Source organism: Paenibacillus sp. Marseille-Q4541 (genome assembly GCF_018310695.1).
Classification (GTDB): Bacteria; Bacillota; Bacilli; order Paenibacillales; family Paenibacillaceae; genus Paenibacillus.
Genome location: NZ_JAGXCY010000005.1, coordinates 1 through 26,488, shown reverse-complemented (window position 1 = coordinate 26,488; position 26,488 = coordinate 1). Strand labels below are relative to the sequence as shown.

General features: G+C 41.4%; 35 protein-coding genes. 6 read left to right on the top strand and 29 right to left on the bottom strand.

Annotated features, from left to right (window positions below; translation table 11 throughout):
- Positions 1 to 455: 455 nt before the first annotated feature.
- Positions 456 to 1,487: a glycoside hydrolase family 18 protein gene (locus KFT32_RS08050; RefSeq protein WP_211746636.1), complete on the top strand. Its 1,032-nt coding sequence runs from the start codon at positions 456 to 458 to the stop codon at positions 1,485 to 1,487.
- A 354-nt stretch (positions 1,488 to 1,841) separates the two neighbouring features.
- On the opposite strand, the gene KFT32_RS08045 is transcribed toward KFT32_RS08050, so the two are convergent.
- From KFT32_RS08045 to KFT32_RS08035, 3 genes are all read right to left on the bottom strand, one after another.
- Positions 1,842 to 2,045, bottom strand: coding sequence for a hypothetical protein (locus tag KFT32_RS08045; RefSeq protein WP_249435747.1), 204 nt, complete (start codon positions 2,043 to 2,045; stop codon positions 1,842 to 1,844).
- A 135-nt stretch (positions 2,046 to 2,180) separates the two neighbouring features.
- Positions 2,181 to 2,702 (bottom strand): GNAT family N-acetyltransferase, encoded by a 522-nt coding sequence (locus KFT32_RS08040; protein ID WP_249435746.1) that lies wholly within the window; start codon positions 2,700 to 2,702, stop codon positions 2,181 to 2,183.
- Between the two features lie 20 nt (positions 2,703 to 2,722).
- The gene (locus KFT32_RS08035; RefSeq protein WP_211746635.1) at positions 2,723 to 3,277 is read right to left on the bottom strand and encodes a hypothetical protein; all 555 of its coding nucleotides are present in this window, start codon (positions 3,275 to 3,277) and stop codon (positions 2,723 to 2,725) included.
- Between the two features lie 215 nt (positions 3,278 to 3,492).
- Here KFT32_RS08035 and KFT32_RS08030 point away from each other — a divergent pair, with 215 nt between their 5' ends.
- The gene (locus KFT32_RS08030) at positions 3,493 to 4,533 is read left to right on the top strand and encodes a CdaR family transcriptional regulator (RefSeq protein ID WP_211746634.1); all 1,041 of its coding nucleotides are present in this window, start codon (positions 3,493 to 3,495) and stop codon (positions 4,531 to 4,533) included.
- Between the two features lie 157 nt (positions 4,534 to 4,690).
- Here KFT32_RS08030 and KFT32_RS08025 read toward each other — a convergent pair whose 3' ends face one another.
- From KFT32_RS08025 to KFT32_RS07995, 7 genes are all read right to left on the bottom strand, one after another.
- Positions 4,691 to 5,833, bottom strand: a complete 1,143-nt coding sequence (locus KFT32_RS08025; protein WP_211746633.1) for a glycerate kinase — start codon at positions 5,831 to 5,833, stop codon at positions 4,691 to 4,693.
- Positions 5,834 to 5,854: 21 nt separating this feature from the next.
- On the bottom strand, positions 5,855 to 7,153 hold the full coding sequence (locus KFT32_RS08020) for a GntP family permease (protein WP_211746632.1): 1,299 nt from the start codon (positions 7,151 to 7,153) through the stop codon (positions 5,855 to 5,857).
- Positions 7,154 to 7,362: 209 nt separating this feature from the next.
- The gene (locus KFT32_RS08015; RefSeq protein ID WP_211746631.1) at positions 7,363 to 7,668 is read right to left on the bottom strand and encodes a hypothetical protein; all 306 of its coding nucleotides are present in this window, start codon (positions 7,666 to 7,668) and stop codon (positions 7,363 to 7,365) included.
- Positions 7,669 to 7,768: 100 nt separating this feature from the next.
- Positions 7,769 to 8,656 carry a PhzF family phenazine biosynthesis isomerase gene (locus tag KFT32_RS08010; protein WP_211746630.1) on the bottom strand — a complete coding sequence of 296 codons (888 nt, stop codon included), beginning with the start codon at positions 8,654 to 8,656 and terminating at the stop codon, positions 7,769 to 7,771.
- A 229-nt stretch (positions 8,657 to 8,885) separates the two neighbouring features.
- Positions 8,886 to 9,113 (bottom strand): hypothetical protein, encoded by a 228-nt coding sequence (locus tag KFT32_RS08005; RefSeq protein WP_211746629.1) that lies wholly within the window; start codon positions 9,111 to 9,113, stop codon positions 8,886 to 8,888.
- A gap of 91 nt (positions 9,114 to 9,204) precedes the next feature.
- Positions 9,205 to 9,681, bottom strand: coding sequence for an NUDIX hydrolase (locus KFT32_RS08000; RefSeq protein WP_349304885.1), 477 nt, complete (start codon positions 9,679 to 9,681; stop codon positions 9,205 to 9,207).
- Positions 9,682 to 9,743: 62 nt separating this feature from the next.
- Entirely contained in the window at positions 9,744 to 10,292 is a 549-nt protein-coding gene (locus KFT32_RS07995; RefSeq protein ID WP_211746627.1) for a hypothetical protein, read from the bottom strand.
- Positions 10,293 to 10,618: 326 nt separating this feature from the next.
- Between KFT32_RS07995 and KFT32_RS07990 the strand changes: the two genes are divergently transcribed.
- Both KFT32_RS07990 and KFT32_RS07985 read left to right on the top strand, forming a co-directional pair.
- Positions 10,619 to 11,278: a pentapeptide repeat-containing protein gene (locus KFT32_RS07990; RefSeq protein ID WP_211746626.1), complete on the top strand. Its 660-nt coding sequence runs from the start codon at positions 10,619 to 10,621 to the stop codon at positions 11,276 to 11,278.
- A 109-nt stretch (positions 11,279 to 11,387) separates the two neighbouring features.
- Complete coding sequence (locus KFT32_RS07985; protein ID WP_349304884.1) at positions 11,388 to 12,128, top strand: RtcB family protein; 741 nt, start codon at positions 11,388 to 11,390, stop codon at positions 12,126 to 12,128.
- 50 nt (positions 12,129 to 12,178) lie between these two features.
- Here the strand turns inward: KFT32_RS07985 and KFT32_RS07980 are convergent, their stop codons facing one another.
- The 4 genes from KFT32_RS07980 to KFT32_RS07970 all read right to left on the bottom strand — a co-directional run bounded on the left by KFT32_RS07980 (position 12,179) and on the right by KFT32_RS07970 (position 13,783).
- Positions 12,179 to 12,520 carry a cupin domain-containing protein gene (locus KFT32_RS07980; protein WP_211746624.1) on the bottom strand — a complete coding sequence of 114 codons (342 nt, stop codon included), beginning with the start codon at positions 12,518 to 12,520 and terminating at the stop codon, positions 12,179 to 12,181.
- 77 nt (positions 12,521 to 12,597) lie between these two features.
- Positions 12,598 to 12,789: a hypothetical protein gene (locus KFT32_RS07975; RefSeq protein WP_211746623.1), complete on the bottom strand. Its 192-nt coding sequence runs from the start codon at positions 12,787 to 12,789 to the stop codon at positions 12,598 to 12,600.
- 150 nt (positions 12,790 to 12,939) lie between these two features.
- Positions 12,940 to 13,071 carry a hypothetical protein gene (locus KFT32_RS27420; protein ID WP_283246421.1) on the bottom strand — a complete coding sequence of 44 codons (132 nt, stop codon included), beginning with the start codon at positions 13,069 to 13,071 and terminating at the stop codon, positions 12,940 to 12,942.
- Between the two features lie 109 nt (positions 13,072 to 13,180).
- Positions 13,181 to 13,783, bottom strand: coding sequence for a hypothetical protein (locus KFT32_RS07970; RefSeq protein ID WP_211746622.1), 603 nt, complete (start codon positions 13,781 to 13,783; stop codon positions 13,181 to 13,183).
- Positions 13,784 to 13,884: 101 nt separating this feature from the next.
- Here KFT32_RS07970 and KFT32_RS07965 point away from each other — a divergent pair, with 101 nt between their 5' ends.
- Positions 13,885 to 14,670 (top strand): metallophosphoesterase family protein, encoded by a 786-nt coding sequence (locus KFT32_RS07965; RefSeq protein WP_211746621.1) that lies wholly within the window; start codon positions 13,885 to 13,887, stop codon positions 14,668 to 14,670.
- 160 nt (positions 14,671 to 14,830) lie between these two features.
- Positions 14,831 to 16,087 carry a CYP152 family fatty-acid peroxygenase CypC gene (gene cypC, locus KFT32_RS07960; protein WP_211746620.1) on the top strand — a complete coding sequence of 419 codons (1,257 nt, stop codon included), beginning with the start codon at positions 14,831 to 14,833 and terminating at the stop codon, positions 16,085 to 16,087.
- A gap of 134 nt (positions 16,088 to 16,221) precedes the next feature.
- Here the strand turns inward: cypC and KFT32_RS07955 are convergent, their stop codons facing one another.
- The 15 genes from KFT32_RS07955 to KFT32_RS07885 all read right to left on the bottom strand — a co-directional run bounded on the left by KFT32_RS07955 (position 16,222) and on the right by KFT32_RS07885 (position 26,255).
- A complete protein-coding gene (locus KFT32_RS07955) occupies positions 16,222 to 16,818 on the bottom strand; it encodes a hypothetical protein (RefSeq protein WP_211746619.1) in 597 nt (198 codons plus the stop codon).
- 8 nt (positions 16,819 to 16,826) lie between these two features.
- Complete coding sequence (locus tag KFT32_RS07950; RefSeq protein WP_211746618.1) at positions 16,827 to 17,423, bottom strand: hypothetical protein; 597 nt, start codon at positions 17,421 to 17,423, stop codon at positions 16,827 to 16,829.
- Positions 17,420 to 17,839, bottom strand: coding sequence for a GNAT family N-acetyltransferase (locus KFT32_RS07945; RefSeq protein ID WP_211746617.1), 420 nt, complete (start codon positions 17,837 to 17,839; stop codon positions 17,420 to 17,422). Before KFT32_RS07945 ends, KFT32_RS07950 begins: the two co-directional genes overlap by 4 nt.
- Before the next feature lie 68 nt (positions 17,840 to 17,907).
- On the bottom strand, positions 17,908 to 18,585 hold the full coding sequence (locus KFT32_RS07940) for an HAD family hydrolase (RefSeq protein WP_211746616.1): 678 nt from the start codon (positions 18,583 to 18,585) through the stop codon (positions 17,908 to 17,910).
- 25 nt (positions 18,586 to 18,610) lie between these two features.
- Complete coding sequence (locus KFT32_RS07935) at positions 18,611 to 19,435, bottom strand: VanW family protein (RefSeq protein WP_211746615.1); 825 nt, start codon at positions 19,433 to 19,435, stop codon at positions 18,611 to 18,613.
- 22 nt (positions 19,436 to 19,457) lie between these two features.
- Positions 19,458 to 19,793, bottom strand: coding sequence for a hypothetical protein (locus KFT32_RS07930; protein WP_211746614.1), 336 nt, complete (start codon positions 19,791 to 19,793; stop codon positions 19,458 to 19,460).
- 192 nt (positions 19,794 to 19,985) lie between these two features.
- Positions 19,986 to 20,396 (bottom strand): RDD family protein, encoded by a 411-nt coding sequence (locus KFT32_RS07925; protein ID WP_481856313.1) that lies wholly within the window; start codon positions 20,394 to 20,396, stop codon positions 19,986 to 19,988.
- Positions 20,397 to 20,513: 117 nt separating this feature from the next.
- On the bottom strand, positions 20,514 to 21,731 hold the full coding sequence (locus KFT32_RS07920; RefSeq protein WP_249435744.1) for an N-acetylglucosamine-6-phosphate deacetylase: 1,218 nt from the start codon (positions 21,729 to 21,731) through the stop codon (positions 20,514 to 20,516).
- A 6-nt stretch (positions 21,732 to 21,737) separates the two neighbouring features.
- Positions 21,738 to 22,529: a glucosamine-6-phosphate deaminase gene (locus KFT32_RS07915; RefSeq protein WP_211746612.1), complete on the bottom strand. Its 792-nt coding sequence runs from the start codon at positions 22,527 to 22,529 to the stop codon at positions 21,738 to 21,740.
- Between the two features lie 247 nt (positions 22,530 to 22,776).
- Complete coding sequence (locus tag KFT32_RS07910) at positions 22,777 to 23,280, bottom strand: YcxB family protein (RefSeq protein ID WP_211746611.1); 504 nt, start codon at positions 23,278 to 23,280, stop codon at positions 22,777 to 22,779.
- A 216-nt stretch (positions 23,281 to 23,496) separates the two neighbouring features.
- Positions 23,497 to 23,847, bottom strand: a complete 351-nt coding sequence (locus KFT32_RS07905; protein WP_211746610.1) for an RDD family protein — start codon at positions 23,845 to 23,847, stop codon at positions 23,497 to 23,499.
- A gap of 230 nt (positions 23,848 to 24,077) precedes the next feature.
- Positions 24,078 to 24,566, bottom strand: a complete 489-nt coding sequence (locus KFT32_RS07900) for a hypothetical protein (protein WP_211746609.1) — start codon at positions 24,564 to 24,566, stop codon at positions 24,078 to 24,080.
- A complete protein-coding gene (locus tag KFT32_RS07895) occupies positions 24,563 to 25,063 on the bottom strand; it encodes a hypothetical protein (RefSeq protein WP_211746608.1) in 501 nt (166 codons plus the stop codon). Before KFT32_RS07895 ends, KFT32_RS07900 begins: the two co-directional genes overlap by 4 nt.
- A gap of 318 nt (positions 25,064 to 25,381) precedes the next feature.
- The gene (locus KFT32_RS27190) at positions 25,382 to 25,600 is read right to left on the bottom strand and encodes a DinB family protein (RefSeq protein WP_249435743.1); all 219 of its coding nucleotides are present in this window, start codon (positions 25,598 to 25,600) and stop codon (positions 25,382 to 25,384) included.
- Positions 25,601 to 25,676: 76 nt separating this feature from the next.
- On the bottom strand, positions 25,677 to 26,255 hold the full coding sequence (locus KFT32_RS07885) for a hypothetical protein (protein WP_211746607.1): 579 nt from the start codon (positions 26,253 to 26,255) through the stop codon (positions 25,677 to 25,679).
- Positions 26,256 to 26,488: the final 233 nt, after the last annotated feature.

Here is a 26,488-nt window from a genome sequence, read left to right as displayed (position 1 = left end):
TCCCTTCGTTATATTACCTAACACATATAAAATCCAGTGTGGTAACAAAGAAAGCGCGAAATGAAGATGCAAAACCTTGATATGAAAGCAATGGAATCGCATTCATACAAAGTTTATCTATTCTCCTAAAATTCGTAAATACGTAATTTTCTCGCTATTAAAGCCGTTTATAGGCCATTCTTGTGTTATATTTAATGACATGACACTTAATTATTTAGCAAAATAGTGTGTTGAATTTGCTGCAATGTTAATCGTTGAAAGCAGAAAACAAATACAACCTATTGTCATAAGTTAGCTTACCATGTGTAAGAACACTTTCGACAGGTTAACAATTTCCTAATTTCTCTCTTTTTTCGTGTATAGAGTTCAAATTCATTGACATCTTTTTCCTTGCAGACTACATTTAGTGCGAATCACTCTCATTAATGCTAAATCTGAAGGAGGTAAAAATACACATGTCAGATTACATTCTCTGCGGTTATGTGACAAGCGCTGGGCTATCCGATGTAACAAAACAAGATGCAGCTAAGCTTACCCATATTCATGTTGCTTTCGCACACATTGTTAATGGAAGAATTCACTATGATAGCAGAGCTACCATTCAGCAAGTATTGAGGCTAAAAGCAATAAACCCTGATCTAAGAATATTGATTTCTGTTGGGGGGTGGAGTGCTGGAGGATTCTCGGAAGCAGCTGCTTCTGAGCAAAGCCGTATTCAAATAGCTGAATCTTGCGAAGAATTATTAAGTAAATATCCGTTCGATGGAATTGATCTTGACTGGGAGTACCCGTGTTATTCAGAAGCGGGGATTACATCCTCCCCAGCGGATAAAACCAATTTCACCCTGCTGCTGAAAACAATTAGGCAGAGGCTCGATCAGTACGGCGAACAGACAGGTCGTTACTACTTACTTACTATTGCTGCAGGAGCAGATCAATATTATGTAGATGGAACTGAAATGAACCTTGTTCACCCCTATCTCGATTATGTTCAACTTATGACTTACGATATGCGCGGCGGATTTCAGACACTAACCGGCCATCATACGAACCTCTACACTTCAACAGGAGATCTATTCCGTATTAGTGTAGATGCTTCTGTTCAAATATTCATGAATGCTGGGGTTCCGGCTCATAAACTTGTCATTGGTGCCGCTTTTTATTCAAGAATGTGGAAGAATGTCCCGAGTACAAACTCAGGATATCTACAAATGAGTCCATCATCCGGAGGTTACGGTCCAAACTACGGAAAACTTGTGCAGGAATACATCGGAGGCGGAACGTTTACAAGATACTGGGATGATGAAGCCAAAGCGCCTTTTCTGTTCGATGGGAGTACCTTTATCACTTATGATGATCCCGAATCCCTCTCCTATAAAAGCACTTATGTCAGAGAGAAAAATCTTGCTGGTATCATGTTCTGGGAGTATACATGTGACCCGACTTCAACCCTAATAACCGCGATGGATCAGGCATTACGACAGTAAAACAGGAAAAATGAGTGTTTGAAGAAAAAAGTGAAAAGTGGATTCATTCCGAAAAATGAATCCACTTTTTATTGTTATTTTCACATTTCTAATTGAACGATAATGACAATGATTTTACTCCTCGCCCAGCTCATTCCAGCGTAGAACTCCATATATGATGCAAAATATCAGAATGAAAAAAGAAAAGAAATACTTTTTGCTACACCGAGCATGACTATAAGATCTACAGGCGTTTGATCATTTCCAAAAAACTGACTTGCTCCTAAAATGAAGAGTACATAAAAATGCTGTTTTTCCTTTTCTGTGAATCTTAAGTAATCCGTATAAAAAGTAATGATACTGAATGGGGTAATCTCATACCCTATTGTTCTGATCCATACGTTGGTTAGGATCCCTATGTTTCCCGATATATATTTCGAGTGCAGTAATACCCCTGCGCGCTAGTTTGATGAACAACACCAAACCATAAATTCCTAGTCCAATACAGACGAGATACAATAGCTGAAAAAGTATGGCTACTATACTAAAACCGTACATTACTCCCATGCCTTGATCCATGGTTATATCCCCCACTTTTTTGTTAGACTGTAAAAATAAAAAGGACTTGCTTGCCTCGGCGCTCAAGTCCTTTCAAACATTTTTCCCTATTATACTATTAATATGGAAAAAATTATATGATTATTGCTATAGTTTTTAATCTAACTCTATCCAGTACCTTTCAATCGGTATCCCATCCAAATCGGCTTCCGATTCTAGAACACCGCCATTTTTCATAATCGTTTTTGCTGATCCCGTATTCTCTTTGTCACAGGTCACAAGTACCCTGCGAATTCCTAATTTCCGTGCCTCTTCTAGCCCAAGAGCCAAAATACGGGACGCATATCCTTTTTTTCTTTCACTCGGCCTGATTCCATATCCAATATGTCCACCGACTTCGAGAAGTCGCTGGCTCAGCTCATGCCGTACATTTACGGCACCTAGTACGGTTCGATCGGATCGAACTAGCCAAAAAGTCGAACTCTTGACTTTCAAATGAGTCAGATTCCTGCCCGTTTTTAAATCCTCCATTTCCATTAGAAACGTTTCATAATCCGTAGGATCTGATCGCAGCACAAACGGAACCATTTTTTCTTTCGTATTTCTCCACTCCGCAATCATTTCCAAATATTCCCGCTTATACTCTTGCGTTGGTTCTACTAAAAATGTATCCATCATGTTTTCCCTCCTAAATCCTCTTATTCATTATTAAGAGATCCCTTGTCAATGGCTTGGAACATATCCGAATACGCTGACTGAATATTTTTCTTGTTCTTCTTGTCATTGTTTAGCCCGAAGCCCCAATACTTCATTTCATTCCCAGACTCCGGGACAAGCGCAGTAGCGTATGTAAGATCAAATGTGTCCGGCGCATCTTCATAACTAATCCCTTCATAATAGAAAGGAACATAACCTCGTTCGGATTCCAAAAAGAACACCGGGATCTCTGCTCCCTTATATACTTTTGCAAACTCGGGTGCCGCTGCAGCCGATAAAAATTCTTTGCTTATGAAAATTGCATCCAAGTTATGCCCTATACTCGCTTCTTTCATTTGATGAAGATGTATTTTTTGAAATAAAATGTGTTTTTCCCTCACATCGGGCACTTCACCGACTATACCAATACTCAGTATCCTTCCATCGTAAGGTTTGCGATTGAATGAATCGGAAGAAGCAAAACTACACGACACAAGCAGATAGCTAAGTACAATAAAAAGAATAAACAAACCTGCTATGTTCGTTGTCGATTTCATAGGGTGTCCTCCGTTCATCAAAAAGTTCTCTCTACGTTACTTCCGCAAGAAGGGTTCCTCCACCCCTAATTTCTTCCATTATTACATAAATCCCTCTTTTAGTAGATTACTATTTCCCTTTCGCTTCCTTCATTCACATGCACAACTGCGTTATACTAATTCTTAGAATAGGACACAAATAGGAAGAGACCAAGCTGATATGGAGCGAATGCCTTATGTTATATCAATTATCAGAAACTTTAGCACAAGATATCGTGGATAAAATGATGAAGGATATTCCTTACAATATTAATATTATGAATGCACAAGGCATCATTATTGGAAGCGGAAACCGAAAGCGCGTCGGGACCGAACATCAAGGTGCTGTACGTGCTTTGTCCAGCGGTGAGATGATTGAAGTGTGGGAAGATGGTGAATACGAGAAAAAAGGGACCAACGAACCCATTGTTATTGGAAATTCCCGTGTTGGTGTCATTGGAATTACCGGTAATCCGGAAGAAGTACGTCCTTTTTGCAATATTGTCAGAACTACGGTTGTTCTTCTAATCGAACAAGGAATCGCCCTCCATACCATCCAAAATGAAGAGAAGCAGAAAAAAGCGTTACTCGAGATTTTGCTCCATCAACGTGGATTGTACACCCAGAAGCTGAGAAAAGAAGCGCTCTTCTATAAGATTAACTTAACGCTACCCACAACTGTCCTATACATTAAGGGACTTCGAGTAAACCAAGATCGATCCCATCTGCTGATGCTGCATCCCTCTTTTCTTATCGATGAAAGCACAAACACGTATATATTTCTTATTCAGTCGACAAGTGCAGTGGATGAAATGATAACACAGCTTCTTAAAGATGAGCGGTGCAAAATAAGTATGGGAAAACATGAACCTTTTATCGCAGACAGTTATCACCAGGCCCAATCCGCTATGCATGTTGCTGAAGCTCTTCAGCTGCAAAATCGCATGATTCCCTATCCTCAGGTTGAATTTCTGGTAAAACTAAGCCATGCGAATTTAACTCATTCGGAGCAGCTCATCATGAAGCTGGAAGACAAGGAGTCAGTAGATCTACTGGATACTCTGCGGACTTTCATTAATAATAATGGGAGCGTATCCTTGACGTCTACACATCTCAATATTCATCGCAATACCCTTCAATATCGACTAAAAAGAATTCACGACCTCACGGGTAAAGACCCCCGAAATGTATTTGAACTGTTTGAATTAACACATGGATTACTAGCTCTATTCAAGTAACACATGGTACAGTACAAAAACGCTAAGATTACGCTACTAAAAAGCACAACCAGTGCTCTTCGCAAGTGAAGAGTCCCGGTTGTGCTTTTCTATGAAACCACTCTATCCAATGTTATCTCTATCTCTCTATCTAAATTCCTAACTTCATTCGTGTTCTTTATATACTCATTCTGAGCAATCTGCCGATATTTTCACTGGTTCGCTCCACGTTCCGAGGACCTTCGGCAAGCAGCTTATCAATCTCAGACGCTCCAGGGACTATACCGAAGATCGCATCGATCCCTTCCTCGTACAATACTTCCACGCCTTCTCCAATATATCCAGCAAGTCCAATGACTCGAACTCCTTTTTCTTTTGCTGCTTTGGCAACGCCGTAAGGAGTTTTACCAAATTTCGTTTGGAAGTCTATTCCGCCTTCTCCCGTGAAGCAATAATCTGCTCCCGCAAGTTTTTCACGTAGCCCTGTGTACTCAATGACGATATCGATACCTCTTTGTAATGTTGCTTTTGTAAAAATAAGAAGTCCTGCGCCAAGGCCACCTGCCGCACCCGCCCCAGGAATATCACGAACATCCTTATTCAGCTGTGCTTTCACTACTTCCGCGTAATGGGCAAGATTCGTATCTAGCTCAAGAACCATTTCCGGCGTAGCGCCTTTTTGCGGGCCAAATACATGAGAAGCACCTGTCTCACCGCACAGTGGATTGGTTACATCACAAGCCACAATGATTTCTACTTGCTGTAGTCTTGGATCAAGTTCTGTGACATCGATGGAGTGAAGCTGACCTAAACTGCCCCCACCACGAGGAAGTGTGTTTCCTTCGCTATCGAGAAATTTTGTACCAAGCGCTTCCGCCATACCTGTTCCGCCATCATTTGTTGCGCTGCCACCAATGCCGATAATAATTTTCTTAATCCCCTGCTCGAGGCATTCGCGTATGAGCTCACCAGTTCCATAGGTGGTCGTAATCAGCGGATTTTTTGTTTCTTTGGTTACATAATGGATCCCGCTAGCCGAAGCCATTTCTATAGCAGCTGTTGTGCCGTCTCCCATAATACCATATCTCGCAGTTACCAGGTTTCCAAGAGGACCGATAACTTGTTTTTCGATCATTTTTCCGCCCGTAGCATCCACAAGAGATTGCACGGTGCCTTCTCCCCCATCAGCCATGGGAACATGCAAGTAATTTGCATCCGGAAAAGCTTTACGCAATCCTTTTTCCATCGCAACACACACTTCTTTAGCCGTCATACTTTCTTTAAAAGAATCAGGTGCGAGTACAAATGTTTGCTGTTTCATATGATCACCTCTTAACCTATTTTATGAAAAAAATCCGTACATGAGCGTTGCTACAATCGTCATCGTTCCACCAACAATGGCTTCGTAAGGTACGAGTCCCATCCGTTGTTTAATTGACATATTCATACTTCCTGCAGTGACATGGAAGTAGTTACCTTGTGGAAGGGAGTCAATAACCGTCGCCCCGGTGTGTACCATTGCTGCTGCGGCAAGAGGTGCTGTTCCCATATTAAGAATAGCTTCTCCAAAGGAACCTGTTGCTAAAATTACACCTGTTGATGTCGAAGCCGTTGCTGCCGCCATCAGAATACCGGCAATCGGAGCAAGGAAAGTCCCTGAAATTCCCGATGCTTCAATGATACTAACCACTTGAGTAGACAAATCAGAATTCGAGATCAGCCCTGCAATTCCCCCTGCACCAATCAAAATCAGCACGGTAGCTGTCATTTTGTTCAGACCGGATGCGGAATAATCCAATATCTTGTTTGCTTTTCCCATAGCGAGCATTCCAATTACACCAGCGATCGGTAGAATATAAAGTGCATCCACTTTAAAAGCTTCTAATGCATCGATACCAAGAATGGCTCCAATAGGGTTGATCATTAGCAGAATAATTGCAACGAGCGGAGCGACAATGGCTCTTTTGAGCGGCGGATAGGAAGACATGTCTGCTTCTCCTTTGCCAGCTGCCTCTTCTTCTGTTACCATAACCCCTTTTTTCTTCAATAACGTAGCGACAATAACGGTTACAGCAAGTCCGAATAAGGCAGGTACAAATCCTGCAATCATCACCTGACTAAGATCAAGATCAAAACCTCGCGCAGCCGCAATGGTATTCGGATTCGGTGAGATAATGTTTCCTGCCTTACCCCCACCTGAGAGTGCGAGCAGTAGGGCGATTTTCGAAATGCCCATTTTGTTACCTACAGATAAAGCGATAGGCGCCACGATCAAAACTGCTACCGGAATAAATACACCAACTGCGGTAATAATCATCGTTGCAAGTGCTAAAGCAAGTATCGCTTTGCCACCGCCAAACTTTTTCACGATGGCCTGAGCTATCGTTTCGGCAGCACCCGATTCCATCATAACACCAGCAAGTACACCCGCTGCGAGTACCCGAAGTACGGTGCCCATTACACTTTGTGTTCCGCTTACAAGTACGTTAATTGTTTCTTCCAGATTGGCTCCGCCGATAAGTGCACCAACGATGGCCCCTAGAAATAATGCATACACCGGATTCAGCTTTCTCAGGATAAGAATGATCGCAATGGCGAGCCCGGCAAGAGCCCCGATCCAGCTAATTGTTAATCCATCCATTGTGTATGACCCCCTATGTGTCAAATTTTAAATTTTTGAATGCGTATTCTGAATACGCTTTCAGTATAGAGGGGATTGAGAAAAATATATATTGGGAAAAGGACGATTTTTATTGTGCAACTGCACAATAGGGGCATGTTCTTCTCCGCAAGAAAGAAGCACTCATGAATATTTCATGGCGCTTCTTCATTCCAAGTAATTACTGCAAACTAATAACCATCACGAAGCGTCTCTTCTTTAATCTGCTTGTTATCCGGTGTCAATACTGCTTCAAAAGATACATATAAGTTTGTTATCTCCGGGTCTTTTGTAATCAGCTTTTGACTTGTAACATACGATTCCTCCGAGGCATAAGTCTGAATTTCAACAAACTTCCCTGGTGTTTCCTCACTCTCCATATAAAAAAGCTCATAGTCCACATAACGTTTATACAGCTCATCGGCACTTTTCATAATTTTTCTGTATTCCGCTAGCCGGGAGAGGTTCACATGATAGATGTACATTTTTACAAACATAATCTGCCTCCTGAGCTTTCGTCTTCGCACCTCATAAATAATAAAGCCCTGCCTTCAGATATTGGAATCTTCAAGACCGGGCTAACCTTCATTTGTATGATCATTTCTTCCAATTGACCTCACCTACATATACAGCGGTTCCTTCAATATAGACGTCGATTCCTTCAGGATTCCTCCTTACATCCACATGAACCCTTCCATCTTTACCAATTTCTTGACCCTGCTCAACGATGAACTGAACTTCATCCTTCTCATTATCCATATACTCCAAGTAATACGCACCCATCACACCCGAAGCTGTACCCGTAACTGCATCTTCTGTCGTTCCCGAGAATGGAGATGAAAAATGTCTAGCGTGCATCAGAGAAGACGAGTTCACTACCTCCATACAAAAAGGGTGTACTGACGCTTTTGGCATCTCTTTAAGTATATTCGGAAATTGATTATTATTCGGCTTCATTTCTCTGAAGCTAGATAACCTTTTGACCGGAATTAGTAACGTCCATGCTCCAGTTGAACCATATACGATAGGAAGAGTCATCTCCATTTCAGAAGGAGAAATCCCAATCGATGCTGAAAGTTCTTCTACCTTCCCTTCAAAAGGAAGAAACTGGGGACTGTGCTGTTTCATCTTAATATATAGTTTGTTATCTTTATTGGAAAACGACACTGGCAAAATGCCATCTTTCGTTTCTAGCGTGATCGAATCTACATCGCCAAACATGCCATTAGAGTGTAAACCATAGATAGACGCGATCGTTGCGTGTCCGCATAGACCGATTTCATGACCGGGTGTAAAGTATCGTAGTCTGATATCCGCTCGATTTGATTCTAGTACAAACACCGTTTCATTAAAGCCAACACGATGAGCAATAAGCTGCATTTCAGAATCGGATAGCCTATCTGCCTTAAAAACAACTCCCGCCGGGTTACCCTGATGAGGAATAGACGTAAATGAATCATAATGATAAACACGGAATTGCTCCACTACCTTACCCCCAGTCGTATTGTAGACATCTCACTACTTCACTTTCAGCCCTTCAATCTACTTCTCATTTTCGCGATGTTCTTAGCCGTCTCCTTCTTCACATCAAAAAAGAGCTATTTCCACGGAATGTGATGCCCGTTTTCATAGCTCTTTTCGTATGCTATCTCGTTACTATTGTGGTTGATATATGTACCATGTTGCAAATTTTTTTGTCTACCCAATTTATCTACTACAGGACTAACCTTTCAATAACTTCTTCTGCACATTGCTCTTCATATACAGAATGCCCTGCCCCAAAATCAATGACATGGTTATCGTATTCCTTCAAGATTTGTGTTACTGCATAAGCTTCAAACGGTTTCCAATACTTGTACACTTCTTCAAAACCAAATTGTTGTCGTAGTTCCTTTTCTTTCTCCTTGCTATAACCGATTTCTTCATAATACCTCCAGCGCACATCATCGACACTACACCAAGGATATTACACTTTTGAGATGCCATCTCCTTATAATGGTGTATTGTAATAGCAATTTACCAGCGAAAATAACCTAAATATCTCGGCTTTCCTTCATTACAAATGCTGGTTTTGTTACATATTCCATATACCTTACCGCCCCTTGATATTCAAGGTATACCTCATACCGAGCACGTATGGCACCCGATGTAATATAATCTAGAACCTTGTCCTTCTGCACCCATAGAACCTCGGAAGTTTCATCGGAAATACGTAGTTCTCCACCGACGCTTCTACATATAAAATCAAGCATCACCTTTGTTGGCACCTCGGTTTGACCATCATGCCACATATGCACCCCTGTGTTAGAATAGACTCCGATCAGATGCAGGACCTCAATGTGGACTCCACTCTCTTCCTCTACTTCCCGAATCAGACCATCCATCACGTTCTCGCCGACCTCTACTTGTCCTCCAGGAAAAACCCAGCCACCATGGTGTGTCTTTACCAGCAAGATCTGACCCATCCCATCTTCAACGATACCGCCTGCGGCAACGATGTGTGTTGGCATCTGCAAAAGAAATCTCTCCTTCCAAACCAGAAGATATTTCCCTAAGGAAATTAATTAAATGATCATACTCCCGCTTCCCTCATGCGTTCCAGAATACCGACAATCCGGAGACCTGTAATATCCTCAATCCGAATTCCATACTTCTCCTGAATTTTGGCGATTTGCCGCTGTATCTTCTCTTTTGAATCACAAAAGTCATACAACGTAGATTCATCTGATACAAACATACCATAATAATCCATCCCAAATATTTCTTTGAAAAGAATAATCCCTTCGGGCTCCAGATAGTTAATCTGATCGACACGGGTAAATACGATGCCAGATTTACTGCCTGGTCTTGGCAATTCATTTCCTTCTGCCTGATAGGCTTCAAAACTATTCTGTAAAGCTGCATAAGCTTCTTGTTTGGTATGACCTTTTCCACTCATCCAGTACCAGTTAATAATCCGGGCTTCCCATGTAAACGGCTCCTCCCCCGCACCAGGCAAACCCTGACCTGATAGCTGTCTACATTCAGTAGGATAGTCGTGAATGGACCAGTTTTTCTTGAAATAGGACGATATCAACTTGGAAGCAGTCTTCCAAGAACTCATCAGAAATTGTTGTCTCATTGCACAAGCACTCCCTATTTATAATATATATGCAAATCACATACACGGTTTTATGTTCTTCGTCACCATTCGCTAATATGCTCCGTTACCCCTATTATAACAAGACCAATCAGGTTTCACGAATAGGCCATCATTCACTATATTTAAGAAACCAAGTCCGGGGTTAAAAAATACTGTCCGCCTGCTTCTCACGACGGGTCTCCATTTCATTTTACGACATCCTTCCTCGTTGATCAGCGCTCTTTGTTACAATACAATGAAGACACACTCATTGTTTATGACAGATCATTTATTTACATATACCATCTATTCATAGGAGGCATTCCATGTCTAACACAGAAACTGCACCTCTCAAAATCATACGTCCCAAGCTGCCTAAACACCTTGAAACTCTAGACCTAACCCAAACGACGATCGACGACCGATCAGAATTAGCACAGTCAGTATGCGAGGAACAAGAGCTGTCTTACGTTACGGCGGACAAAGTACTTTTCGATCAAATGCAATTCCACCACGTAACCTTTAGCCATGTATCCTTTCCGCATGCAGAGCTAACCGATGTCGTGTTCTCCCATTGTGATTTATCTAACGTTGATTTTAGCGAGTCTGTCCTTCATCGGGTAAGATTTGAGCATTGCAAAATTATCGGTATGGACCTGACAGCTACCACACTTCGAAATATTGTATTTACAGATTGCGCCGGGGATTATGCTACCTTCCGATTCAGTAACATGAAACTGGTTTCTTTCCAAGACAACTCTTTGCTAAAATCGGACTTTTATCATTCGGAATTTACGAAGGTTGAATTTAGCCGCTGTATGCTGAACGAGGCACAGTTCTCTGGAACAAGTCTCAAAGGCATTGATCTCAGTAACACCGAATTTTTCAATCTGGGCGTCACACTTGAGGATCTTCAGGGATGCATTATTTCTCCTGCACAAGCCATTTTATTCACCAAAATTTTCGGACTCGTCATCAAAGAATAACAAGATAGAATGTTTTAAAACAAATATTAGCTTTAACAAGGAAATACCTGGACGATACACTTTCACTAAAATTAATAACGGTGATCGTAAGGAGTAATTTTATGTAGTTATTCACTCTGGAATCCACAATTTGGGACTTCAGGTAGCAACTCACCATCAGAAGAAGGCAGAACGTTATTGCTCGGGTCGGTTACAGGATTTTGCGCAGCAACGTGAAGAAGAAATTCGCCTGTTGCGTGAGTCGGAGGAGATAGACCGTATTCCATCTGTTATTCAAAAGTATGATGATGAGATCGAATTATACAGAGTACCGAAACCGCTTATGTTCCTTGAAGGAGCAGGGGCAGATGAATATCTGGAGGATATGTATGCTGCTCAAGAGTTTGCTTTACTGAATCGCCAAGGCATGTCCAAAGCAATTGCTGAATTTTTGCAACTCGACTACAGGAACCTAGACAAATTCACTACGATTCACAACTATATTCATCCCGAAGATAAGATGATTCGTAAGGGTGCGATCTCGGCGAAAAAAGGCGAGAAAGTTATTATCCCAATCAATATGCGGGACGGATCTATCATAGCCATCGGAAAAGGGAATCCAGACTGGAACTATTCCGCTCCCCATGGAGCTGGAAGATTAATGAGCCGCTCCCGTGCTAAAGACGTGATCCACATGAATGATTTCAAAGACACGATGCAAGATGTGTGGACCTCTTCCGTGAGTACGAAGACGCTCGATGAAGCACCCATGGCATATAAGCCAATAGAAGAGATTTTGGAGAATACGAAGGACGCACTAGACATTGTAGAGATTATTAAACCTCTATATAATTTCAAAGCAAGTAATTAAAAAGGGAGTGACAGCTCCCTTTTTTTGTTTGACTACAAGGTACAATCATCTTATGGAAGCTCGATCCGATCACCGGCTGATCTTGGTGAAGAAATGACTAGGAACTCTGCCTCTTCATGGGAACGATTAAATATTTGATGCGGCGTTCCTGCGTGAACTTCCATCCCTTCCTGTTGCGAAATGGAGCTGGTAACTCCGTCTATTTCCAGTTCTACTGTACCAGACAGAATGAAGAAAAATTGTCTTGCGGTCTCGTGGTAATGTCTTGTTTCACATGTCCCCGCAGGCATCTTTTCATGAATGATGCTTATATCCGGATCATTGACTAGCTTCCAACCATCACAGCCTTCTCCCCAGATATAATGTTCCGCGATGTCTTTACTTCTTATCACGATTTCATCACCTATGATTCCTCCATCACAGTAAGTCATCTCATTATTTAATATAGGTAAGGTTACGGATAATGTAGTTACAACCAGAGAACATGGTCACGAGCGTATCCGTTCCAAGCAGCAAGTAGAAACACATACACGGTCAGAACATAGCTCATAGAAGTCCAAGTTTCCTGCAGTCTCCCAGCTGAAACATTCAGCTCCACATACGAACTGAATAAGGGAATCTGTGCAATTCTAGCAAAGGTAATTCGATGGGCTAGGTTCATTTTCCGCCTCCTTTTCATTAGTCTAACCTCTAATTTCTGGGATATCTATATTTTATTATTGATCTCTTAAAAAAACACAAAAAAACCCACGCATCATGCGAGGGTTGTTAAAACTATATGTAGCATTTTCGATATCATCAAACTTATTAGCTAGCCACCATTTACTGCTGTTAAGTTAGCAAAGTAATATAAAAAGAATGCTACAATAAGGATTACTCCTACGATTACGCCGTAAGTTATTTTACTTTTACGCTTTTTTAGATGATCTCTGTTCTCTGCCATGATCTGTCTCTCCCTTATTGTTGTTGTTGCTAGATAATTAAACGTATCAAGGGATTTATAAACGATAGATTGGTAGATTGGACAAATACAGCATGGACCATCTTACCCTTCACTCAAAAAAACCTCTCACCTCATGCAAACATGCCTGTACCGAATCATTCAGAATTGCTACCACTTCATCAAAATCCAGCAGTTCAAGTGCCTCCCCCTTCGTTTCATCCATTTTTTCAAAATCACGATGTAAATCACGAATCAATTCTGGTAAGTAGCGGTAGTCGATTTCATCCACATGCACCGGTTCAATCTGAAATTCTCTTGGCTGGAGATCATAATAATCAGCTATTTTCCCATTTAAACGTAAGAAATCACGATAGGATTGGTGCTGAGCTTCTTTCTTTTTTTCTGGCGGCAGCCACTTTATTTTTTTCATATAAACTTCTTGCAACCAGATTTCATCCGAAATTAAATGACAATAATAACCCAAATGAAAATCAGTATATTGGTGCGTCAAATATTTGTGGTAGAAAGCCTGATCGTCTACAAAAGAAATGCCAGCTTCATTCTCACGAATAAAATGAGAGGATTTTTTCGGCTCATTCATATTTTTGTGAACGTCAGGTGCTATACCACCTAGTAGAAATTCATTCTCTGCTACTTTTAAATGCCTGCTAATTAGACTAGAAATACAATAATGCATCATTCGTGAACCCACAGTAATCCCCCTGACTCATCTCTTAACGTGTATCTATCAGATTTGCGCATATTTTCATAAAAGATCCCAAAATCCATTCGATTCAGATATAATTTATAATAATGAATTCGACTCATTGTTCATCTATACCCTTGAAAGGAGTGCTCGGTATCAGAACAATTGTTATCAGTGATTTACATGGGTGTTATGACGAGTTTAACGCCTTACTCCGCAAAGTAAAATATCAACCCGAGCAGGATCAGCTTATCCTTCTAGGTGATTACGTTGATCGCGGACCCCGCAGTAAAGAGGTAGTCGATCAAATTATGCAGCTGCAGCGCGAACATGGAATCGTTGTTATTAGAGGCAACCATGATCAGTTATTTTTGGACGCCATCCTAAAGAATGAAGACGCAAGATGGATCAGGAATGGTGCTCGTCAGACGCTAGAAAGTTATTGCGAAATATCCTTATCTCCCGAACAGCTAGATCAAGCAACATACGAAGAAGCAAAAGCTTATATTAAAACACACTTTTCCCATCATCTCGAATTCCTTACTTCTTTGCCTTACTATTATGAAACGGACACTCATCTCTTTGTACATGCCGGTATTAATCCCTTCTATACTGATTTTAAGGATCAACCAGAAGATGATTTCATTTGGATAAGGGAAATGTTTCATGACCAAGCTACCCATTTGGACAAAATGGTTGTCTTCGGACATACCCCTACCCTTCATTTACACGAGCGAGCAGACATCTGGTTTCAGGATGATAAGATCGGAATTGATGGGGCATGTGCTTATGGAAAACAATTAAATGCGCTTGAAATTATGGAGGATGGCAGCTACCGCGCATATATGATACCCGCAGGGACAGTGGCGGTCAGCAGTGAAACGATTACATAAATAAATGGATTACATTTAGTAATAAAAATTTTGGTAATGAATTGAAATACGAAATTGGCACCTCCCTTTTTCTTCCTTCCTGTTATAAAAAAACTTATCAGGGTATTAATTAGATAATACTAATTTACATAGGGCGAGATTTCAGGAGGTGTCACTTGAAGTGAAAGAAACAAAACCGTTTCCAAAAGAAGAAGGATTAGATAATACCCTGAGTGTGTTAAAAGAAGGCTATTTATACATCACCAACCGAACGATCGGATTTCAATCCGATCTATTTGAAACACGTCTCCTTGGAGAAAAAGCCATCTGTATGCGCGGTGAAGAAGCGGCTCAGCTTTTTTATGACAATGAAAAGTTCATCAGAGATGGTGCTGCTCCAAAACGTGTGTTAAAAACGTTGTTTGGAGAAAATGGCGTACAAACACTGGATGGGGATGAACATCACCACCGGAAAGCCATGTTCATGTCCCTTATGTCTCGTGAGGGTCTCCGCAAAATGAGAGAGATCACAAACAAACATTGGGGCCTTGCTGTGGGGCGCTGGGAAACAAAAAAAGAAATAGAAATCTATGAGGAATCCCAGGAAATTCTGTGCCGGGTAGCCTGTGAATGGGCAGGAGTCCCCCTATCTATCGATGAAGTGAAAGAAAAGAGTGAATGGCTTGCTGCCATGATTGAAGCAACTGCCGCCATTGGCGTAGCTCATATGAAAGGCAAAAGAGCGCGTTCCAAAGCAGAAAAATGGATGACAAGCATCGTGGAAGATGTCCGTCAGGGCAATATAAATCAGGCAGAAGATACCACACTGTATACTTTCTCTTGGCATCGGGATTTAAAAGGCGAATTATTGGATGCCGAAACAGCAGCAGTCGAAATTATTAATATTATACGTCCAATTGTGGCAGTGTCCATCTATATCACCTTTACTGCCTTAGCGGTAATCCAGCAGCCAGAAGAACGTGAGAAACTCACAGCTGGGGATGAATCCTATTTACAGAACTTTGTCCAGGAAGTACGACGTTTCTATCCTTTCTTCCCTTTCACCGGAGCCAGAGTGAAGGAAACTTTCACATGGCAAGGTTATGAGTTCAAGAAAGGTGAACTTATTCTGCTTGATCTATATGGTACTAATCACCATCCTGACCTGTGGGATCAGCCGGAACAATTTAAGCCAGATCGTTTCAAAGACTGGAGAGGGACGCCGTTTAATTTCATTCCGCAAGGCGGCGGTGATCACGACACAGGACATCGCTGTGCAGGAGAATTTATTACCCTTGAAATCATGAAGGAAAGCCTTGATTATCTTGCCAATAAGATAACTTATGACATCCCAGAGCAAGATTTCAGTTACAGCTTTAACGACATGCCTTCTCTCCCTCATAGCAACATTGTACTGAAAAATATAAGATCTAAATAAAATGATAGATCAAGGTGAATCGGGTATTATTTCCGTTTCATCTTTTTTGTCTCGCTTTTTGTCTCAGCTTTCATCCATTGAAACGTCACTTAAGCAACAGAGATTCTGTTAAAAAACTTTATGAATTTCATTTCTCACCATAACCTGCTGATCATATTTCCGTCTTTATCAAGACCACGGAAGACCATTGCTGTACTTTCATTGATTGGAATTTCCCGATATGCTATTCCGTACCCGTCCTCCAGTTCAAGATCCATATGAACCGAGGATAAAAACATAATGTCATCTAAATTTTCTTCAGGATCAATGCCAAATTCATAAGTTCCATCATTACTTACTACAACTCTCGTGATTTTAGGATCCATAATTTTTACGGCTACCATTAGATCATAATTTCCATTCGGATTGGTACTGGCAGACCATGTATAATCCATTGAATCTTCGGGTGGCCTCTTACTCAAAGACATACTTCCATCCACACGATACCACATTCCTAAGCGGGTCGAGATATGAATAGCCTCTTCATATTGTCCCTCTTGCAGCATGAGTAATGTGTGTTCTTCATCCACCTTTTTCTTATATACAATCTGCGCTTCCTTACCTCTCAGTAACGAGTTTAGCGCTTTTTGTTCCGTCAAAACATAGCCTTGGAACGAATAATAGCAATAAAATGCCAGCCAAAAAAGCACCAGAACTGTTAATACTTTAAGAAATCTATTTTTTTGCTTCAAGTAATCCCCTACTTATCTATTGATGATTTGTCTTCATCCGAGTAGTCAGCAAGTTCCGCTTGTTTGCGGATATTAAGCTCAATCACTTCCTCATGTGCCTTTCCGGTTTCATCATCCCACTTAACTTCAGCAAATGTGGACTCATATGTGGTTACATCCTTTTTTAACTCATCGTAGGAATATTCTTGTGAAAAGAAGCCTAATTCTTTTACGTTAGTAATAATATTCAGCGGAGTTTGGGCTGTGCTCATCACATGATACTCCGTAGAAAAAACACCCTGTTTCTCCCCATCCGCTGTCTGTTCGTAAAAAACGACTTCGAAATGACGTGTCTTCTCTAGCTCGCTCGGGTCTCCTTTAAACGTGAGTTCTGCTTTGCCCCTCATAATCTGACCCTCACCAATCAGTATGGTATAGTCTTGAACATTCCACTTTTCCCCTGCACCGTCCAGCAAATAAAGTTGAGTCTTATCTTTTGATTCTAGTTGGGTAGCAGTTAGGATCTCCGAATCTTGCTCCTTGTTTCCTGACATTAGGAGGAAGATGCCCATCAGAACGAGCACGATGCCAGCACCTAATTTTAGTCGCGACGCTGTCATCTTCATTCCTTTTCAGCTTCTTCAGCTCTCCAAACCGCCCCACCACATGGTGTGAATCCAGCTTCCTTATAGAACGATTCATGCCGCTTACTGTAATTAACCGTTACGATAGAAAGCCCCTTTCCCTCTGCTGCCCACAGTAACGAGCGTACAAGAGATTTGCCTAATCCTTTTCCCTGCTCATCCGGATGCACGATCACATCCTCCATGTAACCATGTTCAAATGCAAAACCCGGCCCCGTGATATACCCAAAGGCAACTAGCCTTCCAGATTCGTCCCGTGCACTCCCCCACAGCAAACAATGATCGATAAGTGCCGGGTAATCTTCATCCCTTCTTGCCCATCCCACACTTTCTCTTAGTCCGGGAACTTCATGATCTTCCAATTTGTCATTGATCTGAATCGAATAGGAAAAAGCCATTAAAATGCACCCTTTCTTAATACAAAATTAATTACCAAAAAACATATAAAAGTTTTGTATAAAGATGTTCACATAATGCTAAGCAGTTCTTGAATCTGATGGATCGTATGCAGCGGCTTAGCGGTGTTGTTCTCAGACCAAGGCTGATTTACCTTCATCCAGATCGTATGCATCCCTAGTATGTAAGCCCCTTCCACGTCATTAATGGGATGATCTCCTACAAATAAGCATTCTTCAGGTCTTACGTTCAGTCGTTCCATTGCCAATTGAAAAATACGTGGGTCAGGCTTCTTGGATCCGGCTTCTTCCGATACTAAAATGACGTCAAAATGATCCCTTATCCCAAGATGATCAATCTTCCCATACTGAACCGCATTTCTACCATTCGTAATGATCCCCATCTTATACTTTCCTTTGGCATGAGTAATGACTTCTTCTGCCTGTTCCATAAGCACTGCACTTATGACATAGTTCTCAGCATAATATTCCATTAGATCATCAACAAGAGGTTTATTCCGTTCCTTATTCCAAGGAAATTCATTCAGTAACTCTGCAAATAATACAGGCTTATTTTTGTAGCCATCTTCATCTAGGACAATCAGCCTCTCCAGCAGCAGATCAAGATCAGCCGATTCGATATGACTAAAGTAATGCTTCATAAACCTCTCTGCAAACCGGCGAAATGTAGTTGTTCGATCCAGCAGTGTATTGTCCAAATCAAAAATAACGGCTTTAATATGTTCCATAGGATCCTCCCCTTGAATTTACTCGTTACTCCGACTTCGCCGCAGGCTCATTCTCTGATTTTAAAAAAGGTTGATACATCATTAATGCGTGATTCTCTGTAATATACTGATCATCAATTAGCTCCTCATGCTGATTCCAGACACGTCGATACAATAGGTTATGTCTCATATGACCTCCCCAGTGTTCCTGAGTAATCTTGTGATCCTTCTCGTACACTTCATAAACCTGCTCCTGCGGAACTACGCTATTCCACGACCCAATCAGAAATTCATCCGTTATTTGCAGAATAAGCTGATAGGGCTGATCCGTAACATTGGTAATTCGTAAATCGAGATAGTTATAGGCACAGGTTGCTCCGCTTCCGAAGGGTTGACTTCGTCCAGAGTCGGGAAATACATCATAGCTATGACGATGTCTTTCCGTTACCTGCAGAGGTGTATGTAAAGTAATCCAGTAAATGAGATTAGACAACTGGCAGAGGCCACCTCCAACCCCAGGTTTGAACCCCCCGTAAAATAGTACCATTCCTTCAACATATCCCTTGCTGCGATTGGGATTACCGATTAGCTTCCAGTAGGAAAAGGTTTCCCCTGGCTGAATTATAATGCCGTTCAAACGTTTCATCGCAATTTTTAAATTTGTTATCTTGTTATATTGCAGCCACATATCTACGTCTTTCAATTTCCGTAGCAGCGGAGTCTGGTGCTTCGCAATTTCATAGGGCAGGATTGTATGGCTTCGTTTTTCAGCAAAACGAGTCCTTCCAAAATACCACTCTATATACCTTCTGCTTCGATAGTATGCCGTTCCTATTTTTATACGAAGTTTAGATCTTTTGACTGGCTTCATGGTTACCTCCAGCTCCCTTTTTTTATGATCCCACATCGAAAAATGTACGTAATACACCTACCGTTTTTATCTCTAATAAAAGCTCATTATCGTCTACCGAGTAATATTCCGATTCTCTCTGCGTGAAAAATAAAGTGTTTCGTATATGCCCCACTTCGTATACTTGTTCTCCATCCTTTATGAATGTTCTGCCATCTACATAGTTGTACTCATTTAACGAGATGCCGTACTCCCGTTCCAGCCAAGCATAATAATTTTCTTGATCTGGATTGCTTACGATGAAGATCAACATCATAATACCGAGCACCAGCAGCCATTTTTTAAGAGAAGTTTTTTTCTTATCCGCGTTCTTTACCAAATGAAGTCCCCTCTCTACAGAGCAAATGTTAAAATTTGTTAGGTTATAAGTAAAGGACGTTCTAATGGTGTGTTTTGTTACCTTTTTCCGTATAAAAAAACCGACTACGTGTCATGCAGCAGTCGGTTTGATCCAATCTCGAATTGTAAGGAGCACGGTAACCCAAGGAGTTGCAAAGTAACCTCCCCCTGCTTAATTACGTACAACCTCCGTACCTGCAATGAAATCATGAAGAGACCGTTTGTCTTCCCGAAAAGCAACCATACAGACGCTAACGATGGTACCTATTCCAAAAGTAAAGGCGTACACAAGATTTCCTATAATGACACGAAGGAGCATATTTACAATACCAGGAGGATCTTCAACACCTACTTTTCGGATCTTGATTCCGCAAATGTATTTGCCTACGGTATAACCATTCCAGAAAACCGGAAGCAGCAAAATATATAAAAAGGTGATCGTTTCCGTCACAACATTTTCATCGCCAGATCCCGTGATCATCCAAGACAAAATAGATAATGGGATGGAAAGGATGAGTCCATCCAATATATTTGCTCCTAAACGTATCCAAAAGCCAGCAGGCTCATTTGCTACAACGCTCACAACGCTCACACTCCGCTCTCTGTTATGTTTATCTTCTATGTTTATGCACGTATGTAATAATAACGTCAACAGAAAGGGTGAGGTTGCTTTTTAGATAAATAAATATTTACATAAGTCTTATAACCGTGCGTTTTTAATAAGCTTCCCCGCCTTATAAGTTCCATGAACCTTGAAAGCATCTCCATCCCAAGAAGCAAGTAGCAAATCAGCAGGTGCACCAACTTTAAGCCCGAGCGCTGTAGCCAGCCCCATCTTAACTGCTGGACGTACAGAAGCCATGTCCCAAGCGGTGTGAAGATTGCATATTCTGCTACGTGTAAGATACTCAATCCCTCTTGTCAGCAGCTGCGCAGAACCCGCCAGAAGTTCAGGGGAATCGGCAAGGTGGAGTCTTCCTTCTGAAGTAAGGATAACTTTCCCGCCAACGGGGGTGTTATAGTACCCTGGCGGCATCCCGCAGAGTGCAACAGCATCACTAACGAGCAGAGCATGGTCCCCTTTTACCTTCATAGCCACTTTGAGCACTTCCTGAGGAACATGAAATCCGTCTGCAATGAGACAGCACCACAACTCCTCTGCCGCAAGCTGATCCCATAATACATTGGGATGCCGAGGAAGCTGCGGCTGAATGCCATTGCCAAAATGTGTTGACATCGAAGCTCCCGCAGCTGCCGCTGTTCTGATCTGTGCGGACGACGCGGAAGTGTGACCAATCGATACTGTTATTCCTTCATCAACACATTTTCGGATGAAATCCTCAGCATTTTTCCATTCCGGAGACAACGTAAGTATCTTGATTCTGCCTTTCGCTGCCTCCTGCCAACGTGCTATTTCTTGCCAAGATGGCCTTCTTACCCATTCGGCTGCATGAGCTCCTCTTGCTCCATCTTTAGGTGATATATAAGGACCTTCCACGTGAATCCCGGCAATAATGTTCGCCACATCTTCATCCTCGGCGCAGGCAGTAGCAATAGCAAGAAGGGCTTGCTCAATGTGATTCGAACTGCTCGTAATCAGGGTCGGATAATAAGAAGTAACTCCCTCCTGCTGAAGTAAGCTCGTGACCTTTACTACCGTTTCTGGAGTTAGAAGAGGATCATTCAAGTCGTAGCCCCGAAAACCATTGATCTGTAGATCAACCAGTCCGGGACCAATAAGAGGTAGTGCTTCACTCTTCTTCAGATGAAGATGATTGTTCAGCTCACTAACTCCTTCAACTGGTAGCGATAGCACCCTGATTTCACTAATCCTTCCATCCAGGAAGTTGATTCTAATCCGTTCCCCAGTTCTGTAATGAATTCCATCCACAGAGTCATCAATCCATTCGTTCATCATATGAGATCATTCCTTCCCAAGAGAGAGCTCAGCATCATACGACTCTTCGTCCAAGAACAAGATGGCACCTTGGTGTGTACGAAGGATGGAAGCAGGGCAGCTTGTGTTAATCGGACCTGTTAGGGTTGCTGTTACTGCTGCTCGTTTGAGGGGACCGGGGACCATACAATAGATATGTTTGCCAGATAAAAGTGCTGGAATCGTTAGTGTTAAAGCGTGGGTTGGCACTTCACTCAGGTGCGAAAAACAACCATCATTCACCTGCTGTTCACGGCATGCTTCATCGAGTTCCACGCGCTTCATCCAGAACGGATCTGTAAAATCAGCCACCGGTGGATCGTTAAAGGCGATATGGCCATTTTCCCCAATTCCCATGCACACGATATCTACTGGGGAAGCAGTCAGTAACTCCGTATAACGAGTACATTCTTCCTCCGCCTTATGAGATGGGTTAATGTAATGAACGCTCCCAGGCTGAACGCGGTCAAACAAACCTCGCTTGAGAAAATGCCCAAAACGTTGCGACGCAGACTCAGGCAATCCGACATACTCATCCATATGAAAAGCATCGACACGGCTCCAGTCTATCTCTTCCGCTTTTCCTAAAGCATCCAAAAATTCATTTTGGGAAGGCGCAGCCGCAAAAATCATGCGAATCCGCTCCTGCTCTTGCAAGAGATTCCTCATCTGATCTGCCACAAGGGCAGCCGCATCTTGGCCCATCTGTTTACGGTCAGCATACACCTGCACCTTTAATTCCTCCCGGAAAAAGGTCATGTTCGAAGTGGTTTGTTCCATCCTTCCTACCTCCCTTGAATTCGTACCCATTCACGTTCTAATCCATATTTTGTATGTTTATTTACTTTATGAGTTCCTAAATATGTAAATGACGATGTCTTCTGTTTTCTCTTCGTGATCTTCAGGGGACTCTCCTGTCAAAATCAAAAAAAAAAGACCATCAGCACAAATTCGCTCATGGTCTTTTCTCATTCCTGACTCACCTTCTCAGATTCGTCTATGATGCAGCCTACGTTAGTTCAAATCATTATGACACTTTTTTGTGCGTATATTGTTCCAACTGTTTGACAAACGCCTGCTCTTGTTCTTGATCCGCAAAAGCACGTCTCGGAATGTTAATTCCTTGAATACTGTTTACGAAAATATAAATATAATCCTTATCTGATTTGACATCTTCAATGCCTTTCCATGAATAATGGGCTTGGTTATATACGGTGGATTCATGTAATCCTTCCGCATTCAGCTCAATGACATGCTCACCCACGATCCCGTCGTTCGTTTTCACGAGTCTCATCACTTTTCGTTTAATCGAAAACATCATATAGAACATGGAAAGTGCACTCACCAGTATTCCGGTAATGACGGAAAATAGCCAAGAATAATCCAGCACGAACCGAAACAAGGCAATGATGACGATAGGCAAACTAATGATGGTCAACAACAGCATATTTCGGTATTTGGGCATATGAAACATAACAAACTTGTTTAGTTTCCAGTAATCTTCTTTCGTTAAATCAATAGTAATCTTCATGAATACGATGTATCCCTCTCTTTTCCTAATAAAGGTCTTAATTCATACTGTACATATCATACGGTACTTTGTCCGACTGCACCACCGTTTTTCTCTAAATTAAAGAGAGATGATACCTAACAAATAGAAATAACATTGAAAAGAAACAAATACACACACAAATCATGTATAAAACGATCCGAAAAGTGCCAAGTCGTCCATGCCGCACCATAAGTCTTAGATCATAATCCCAATACCCATCCCCCGAAACCAAACCATTCGCGCTCGAACAAAACTTTCATATCTGCCGATCGGGCTTCCATCTGGGTGAACTATTTGAATGTTTATAAGCTTTTTGCCGGGCGTTGTTCTAAACGTAGCCATGTAGATCCCTTCAAAAAGAATCCATACAAAAACCATTATGAAATCAATAGCCGCCGAGCCGTAATCCATTACTCGCATCATTTTTTCGTAATCGATCAATGCCCAAACCAATATAAAAAGGGTGAGGTGAATGATATAATCAAACGTTCTGGCAAAATATCTTCTCCATGGAATCGGGGTTGTTTTTACATCTGCGACGTCCATTGCTGCTATTGTCCTCCTGATGTTCATTCGTGATGTATGTATATCTGCCTGCTTCCCTAAAACGGCTCCACTTAAGACGAGAATCCTTATTATTAAGTTTTACTCTCAAAAAAGTTATATCTTTCTTTCCTCTAGCATTTCTTTAATGTCCCTGAGCTCTTGCAGCCATCGAAATAACAAACATATAACTCAAATCTCCTTGTATCAAAAATAGAACAGGCTTGCCGTGGTTACTTGCCGTATAGCATCTTATTTAAAGACCTACCCACGTCCTGTTTTGAACTTGCCGGACCATACACATACCCGTCTTGAAGCTGATAACGGCTAATGATTTCATTCGACTTGATCCACACTTGGTCCAAGTCCTTGGAAATATGAATAATACCAAGTGTGAGCTGACTTCCGTCCTCAGACCAATAAGGAATCATCGATTCATACTGATTCCCATCAAGATCAGCGGTAAAGGGATACGACACATCTTGGTCAAAGGTAATATCACCTGCAATCCGGTGTTTACCGGATAATCTTCTGTATTTCTCGCCAACTAACGTCACGACAGTCTGCTTCACAAAAGTCGTATCCGGAGAATAGATAATGGCGTCAAAGCTTTTATTGAACGGAAGATCACGATGATAATATAGAGTTGCAACCAGACAAATAATAGCAACAGTCCAGCAGCCGTAATATATGAAATGCTTTTTCCATCTGATAGGCTTCAATTAGACGACACCTCTTGCTCCTCCAGCACAGGTTGAAGTTCGAATACACGTTCCACATAAGTAAGTAAAGTCACTTCATTATAATGACCATCATTTGATAAGGTCGTATACAACCACGTGTAAGGAACCATAATGATCGGGAGTAGAATCAAAGTGATTAGAAAAGCGTAAGGAATGAATGGAGGTCCCGAAATGAACACGACAAATGTGGAAAGCATAACCGTGTATAGAATTGAAAACAAGTCAGTCCACCCTTTATATAAACGAAACTGAACTTGTGTTTTCCCATTCTTCACGGAAATTCTACCTATAGCCTTATTGTAGACTCCTCTTCCTCGCTCGCGTTTTCCATCGTGATAGGAAATACTGAAAATTCCAAGTTTGGTCCATCCCCGAAAATATTCATTAGAAAAATCAAACCGAATAAAATCAACGTTATCTTTGACGAAAGAGATACATTCTTTTTTGGAGAGTTGTGTTGTATACTTTCTTTTCATTTCGTATTCCACCTCACCCTTATCCAGCAGCAAAAGCCTAAAAGCACTCCGTCCGAATTCTCCGCTAAACTCCCTTGCTTTAATAAACAAGACCAATGCAGTTTCGTTTGATTCTTTGGGGAAATATCTTTATTTCGAAAAGAACTGATAGCCGGAAGAGAACAAAATGACAGTGAAAACAAATAAAAAAGCCTTTTACAATCCCTGTCTGGTACAAAAAGCTTCCATCTGGGACAAGTGATGGTGCCCATGCCACACAAAGCGCTGAAGTGCTATATCAAGTGAGATACTCCCCAGCAATTCTGTTCGTAACTTTCGCTAAAACTGCTCGTGGTGTAATGTTCTAAGCAGCGTATAAAAACGAAATCCATCCGTACGATAAGGAATGCGAAGCTGTTCAATCGAAAGCGGCGCGGTTAATTTACGAAACTTGCTTGCAAGTTCTGGCATTTGCTCAATCCATTCGGCTCGTTCTTCAGGAGTTTGAATAGAGACAGGCTTAAATGTACCGATGGGATAACGTATATTATCACTCATATGCAGATCAAGTCTCCTTTTGGGCTACTTCTCACCATTTTATAGGGGTAACATGCTTCTGCCTGTCTACATTCTTTTATCGAAGTATTGATTCCTGTTCTTGCTTCAATTTTTCTTTCTCTTCTTGGCTCAGCAGTTGCTTTAGTTCATTGCCTTCCCGGTCGTACATGACATATCCAGAACGAGATTCTACATCTGTAGACTGAATGGGTGCATAAGCAATATAATGCTCCCCCTCCGGTATAGGAAGATCGTAGAATTGATCCTCAATTAAAACTTTGATCATCCCGGCATTCTCCTTATTCTGACCGCCAGCAACATAGTATGCTCCCTCTTTGGTTTGTAAGATCATATCTTGAAATGATTCGGCACTCGATTTAAGGAATTCAAAGCTATACTTTTCACCCCATTTTTTCGTGAGGTGACCTAACCCTGGTTGATCATTCATCATAGCAACGAAGAAAACTTCCTTGTCTAGTGATACGATCTTTTTCGTATCTATTTCTTTCTTTAAATGAACAGAGAGGGTTGAATCAATAGACTCTTTCGTTGGTTTAACAAAGATATTGTATTCTCCTCCATTGAGTCTCATGTAAACGACAATGGAAGCGATAATACAAATTACAGCGATAAGTGAAATCTTCATATTTTTCATGTTGTCTGCCCTTCAAGCCCTGTCCGTATTATGTATTATTCAGTAAGTTGTTCCCTTCAATCCAAAAGTATAAATAAGAATATTGGCAACCATTAATAGAAGAATGGTAATCAACACAATCACAATTGTGAGTATTATTTTTTTCATAGAACAACCACCTTTATATGATTTCATACGTATATTTCGAAAGTTTGAATTTCCAATATTTCAATCCATTACATATGATTTCATAT

What these genes read in the sequence shown, in the direction of transcription:
- KFT32_RS08050 (WP_211746636.1), top strand. Translation starts at nt 456, where the DNA reads ATGTCAGATTACATTCTCTGCGGTTATGTGACAAGCGCTGGGCTATCC.
- KFT32_RS08045 (WP_249435747.1), bottom strand. Translation starts at nt 2,045, where the DNA reads ATGGATCAAGGCATGGGAGTAATGTACGGTTTTAGTATAGTAGCCATA.
- KFT32_RS08040 (WP_249435746.1), bottom strand. Translation starts at nt 2,702, where the DNA reads ATGATGGATACATTTTTAGTAGAACCAACGCAAGAGTATAAGCGGGAA.
- KFT32_RS08035 (WP_211746635.1), bottom strand. Translation starts at nt 3,277, where the DNA reads ATGAAATCGACAACGAACATAGCAGGTTTGTTTATTCTTTTTATTGTA.
- KFT32_RS08030 (WP_211746634.1), top strand. Translation starts at nt 3,493, where the DNA reads ATGTTATATCAATTATCAGAAACTTTAGCACAAGATATCGTGGATAAA.
- KFT32_RS08025 (WP_211746633.1), bottom strand. Translation starts at nt 5,833, where the DNA reads ATGAAACAGCAAACATTTGTACTCGCACCTGATTCTTTTAAAGAAAGT.
- KFT32_RS08020 (WP_211746632.1), bottom strand. Translation starts at nt 7,153, where the DNA reads ATGGATGGATTAACAATTAGCTGGATCGGGGCTCTTGCCGGGCTCGCC.
- KFT32_RS08015 (WP_211746631.1), bottom strand. Translation starts at nt 7,668, where the DNA reads ATGTTTGTAAAAATGTACATCTATCATGTGAACCTCTCCCGGCTAGCG.
- KFT32_RS08000 (WP_349304885.1), bottom strand. Translation starts at nt 9,681, where the DNA reads ATGCCAACACACATCGTTGCCGCAGGCGGTATCGTTGAAGATGGGATG.
- KFT32_RS07995 (WP_211746627.1), bottom strand. Translation starts at nt 10,292, where the DNA reads ATGAGACAACAATTTCTGATGAGTTCTTGGAAGACTGCTTCCAAGTTG.
- KFT32_RS07990 (WP_211746626.1), top strand. Translation starts at nt 10,619, where the DNA reads ATGTCTAACACAGAAACTGCACCTCTCAAAATCATACGTCCCAAGCTG.
- KFT32_RS07975 (WP_211746623.1), bottom strand. Translation starts at nt 12,789, where the DNA reads ATGAACCTAGCCCATCGAATTACCTTTGCTAGAATTGCACAGATTCCC.
- KFT32_RS27420 (WP_283246421.1), bottom strand. Translation starts at nt 13,071, where the DNA reads ATGGCAGAGAACAGAGATCATCTAAAAAAGCGTAAAAGTAAAATAACT.
- KFT32_RS07965 (WP_211746621.1), top strand. Translation starts at nt 13,885, where the DNA reads ATGAATTCGACTCATTGTTCATCTATACCCTTGAAAGGAGTGCTCGGT.
- KFT32_RS07950 (WP_211746618.1), bottom strand. Translation starts at nt 17,423, where the DNA reads ATGAAGATGACAGCGTCGCGACTAAAATTAGGTGCTGGCATCGTGCTC.
- KFT32_RS07945 (WP_211746617.1), bottom strand. Translation starts at nt 17,839, where the DNA reads ATGGCTTTTTCCTATTCGATTCAGATCAATGACAAATTGGAAGATCAT.
- KFT32_RS07940 (WP_211746616.1), bottom strand. Translation starts at nt 18,585, where the DNA reads ATGGAACATATTAAAGCCGTTATTTTTGATTTGGACAATACACTGCTG.
- KFT32_RS07935 (WP_211746615.1), bottom strand. Translation starts at nt 19,435, where the DNA reads ATGAAGCCAGTCAAAAGATCTAAACTTCGTATAAAAATAGGAACGGCA.
- KFT32_RS07920 (WP_249435744.1), bottom strand. Translation starts at nt 21,731, where the DNA reads ATGATGAACGAATGGATTGATGACTCTGTGGATGGAATTCATTACAGA.
- KFT32_RS07915 (WP_211746612.1), bottom strand. Translation starts at nt 22,529, where the DNA reads ATGGAACAAACCACTTCGAACATGACCTTTTTCCGGGAGGAATTAAAG.
- KFT32_RS07910 (WP_211746611.1), bottom strand. Translation starts at nt 23,280, where the DNA reads ATGAAGATTACTATTGATTTAACGAAAGAAGATTACTGGAAACTAAAC.
- KFT32_RS07905 (WP_211746610.1), bottom strand. Translation starts at nt 23,847, where the DNA reads ATGGACGTCGCAGATGTAAAAACAACCCCGATTCCATGGAGAAGATAT.
- KFT32_RS07895 (WP_211746608.1), bottom strand. Translation starts at nt 25,063, where the DNA reads ATGAAAAGAAAGTATACAACACAACTCTCCAAAAAAGAATGTATCTCT.
- KFT32_RS27190 (WP_249435743.1), bottom strand. Translation starts at nt 25,600, where the DNA reads ATGAGTGATAATATACGTTATCCCATCGGTACATTTAAGCCTGTCTCT.
- KFT32_RS07885 (WP_211746607.1), bottom strand. Translation starts at nt 26,255, where the DNA reads ATGAAAAATATGAAGATTTCACTTATCGCTGTAATTTGTATTATCGCT.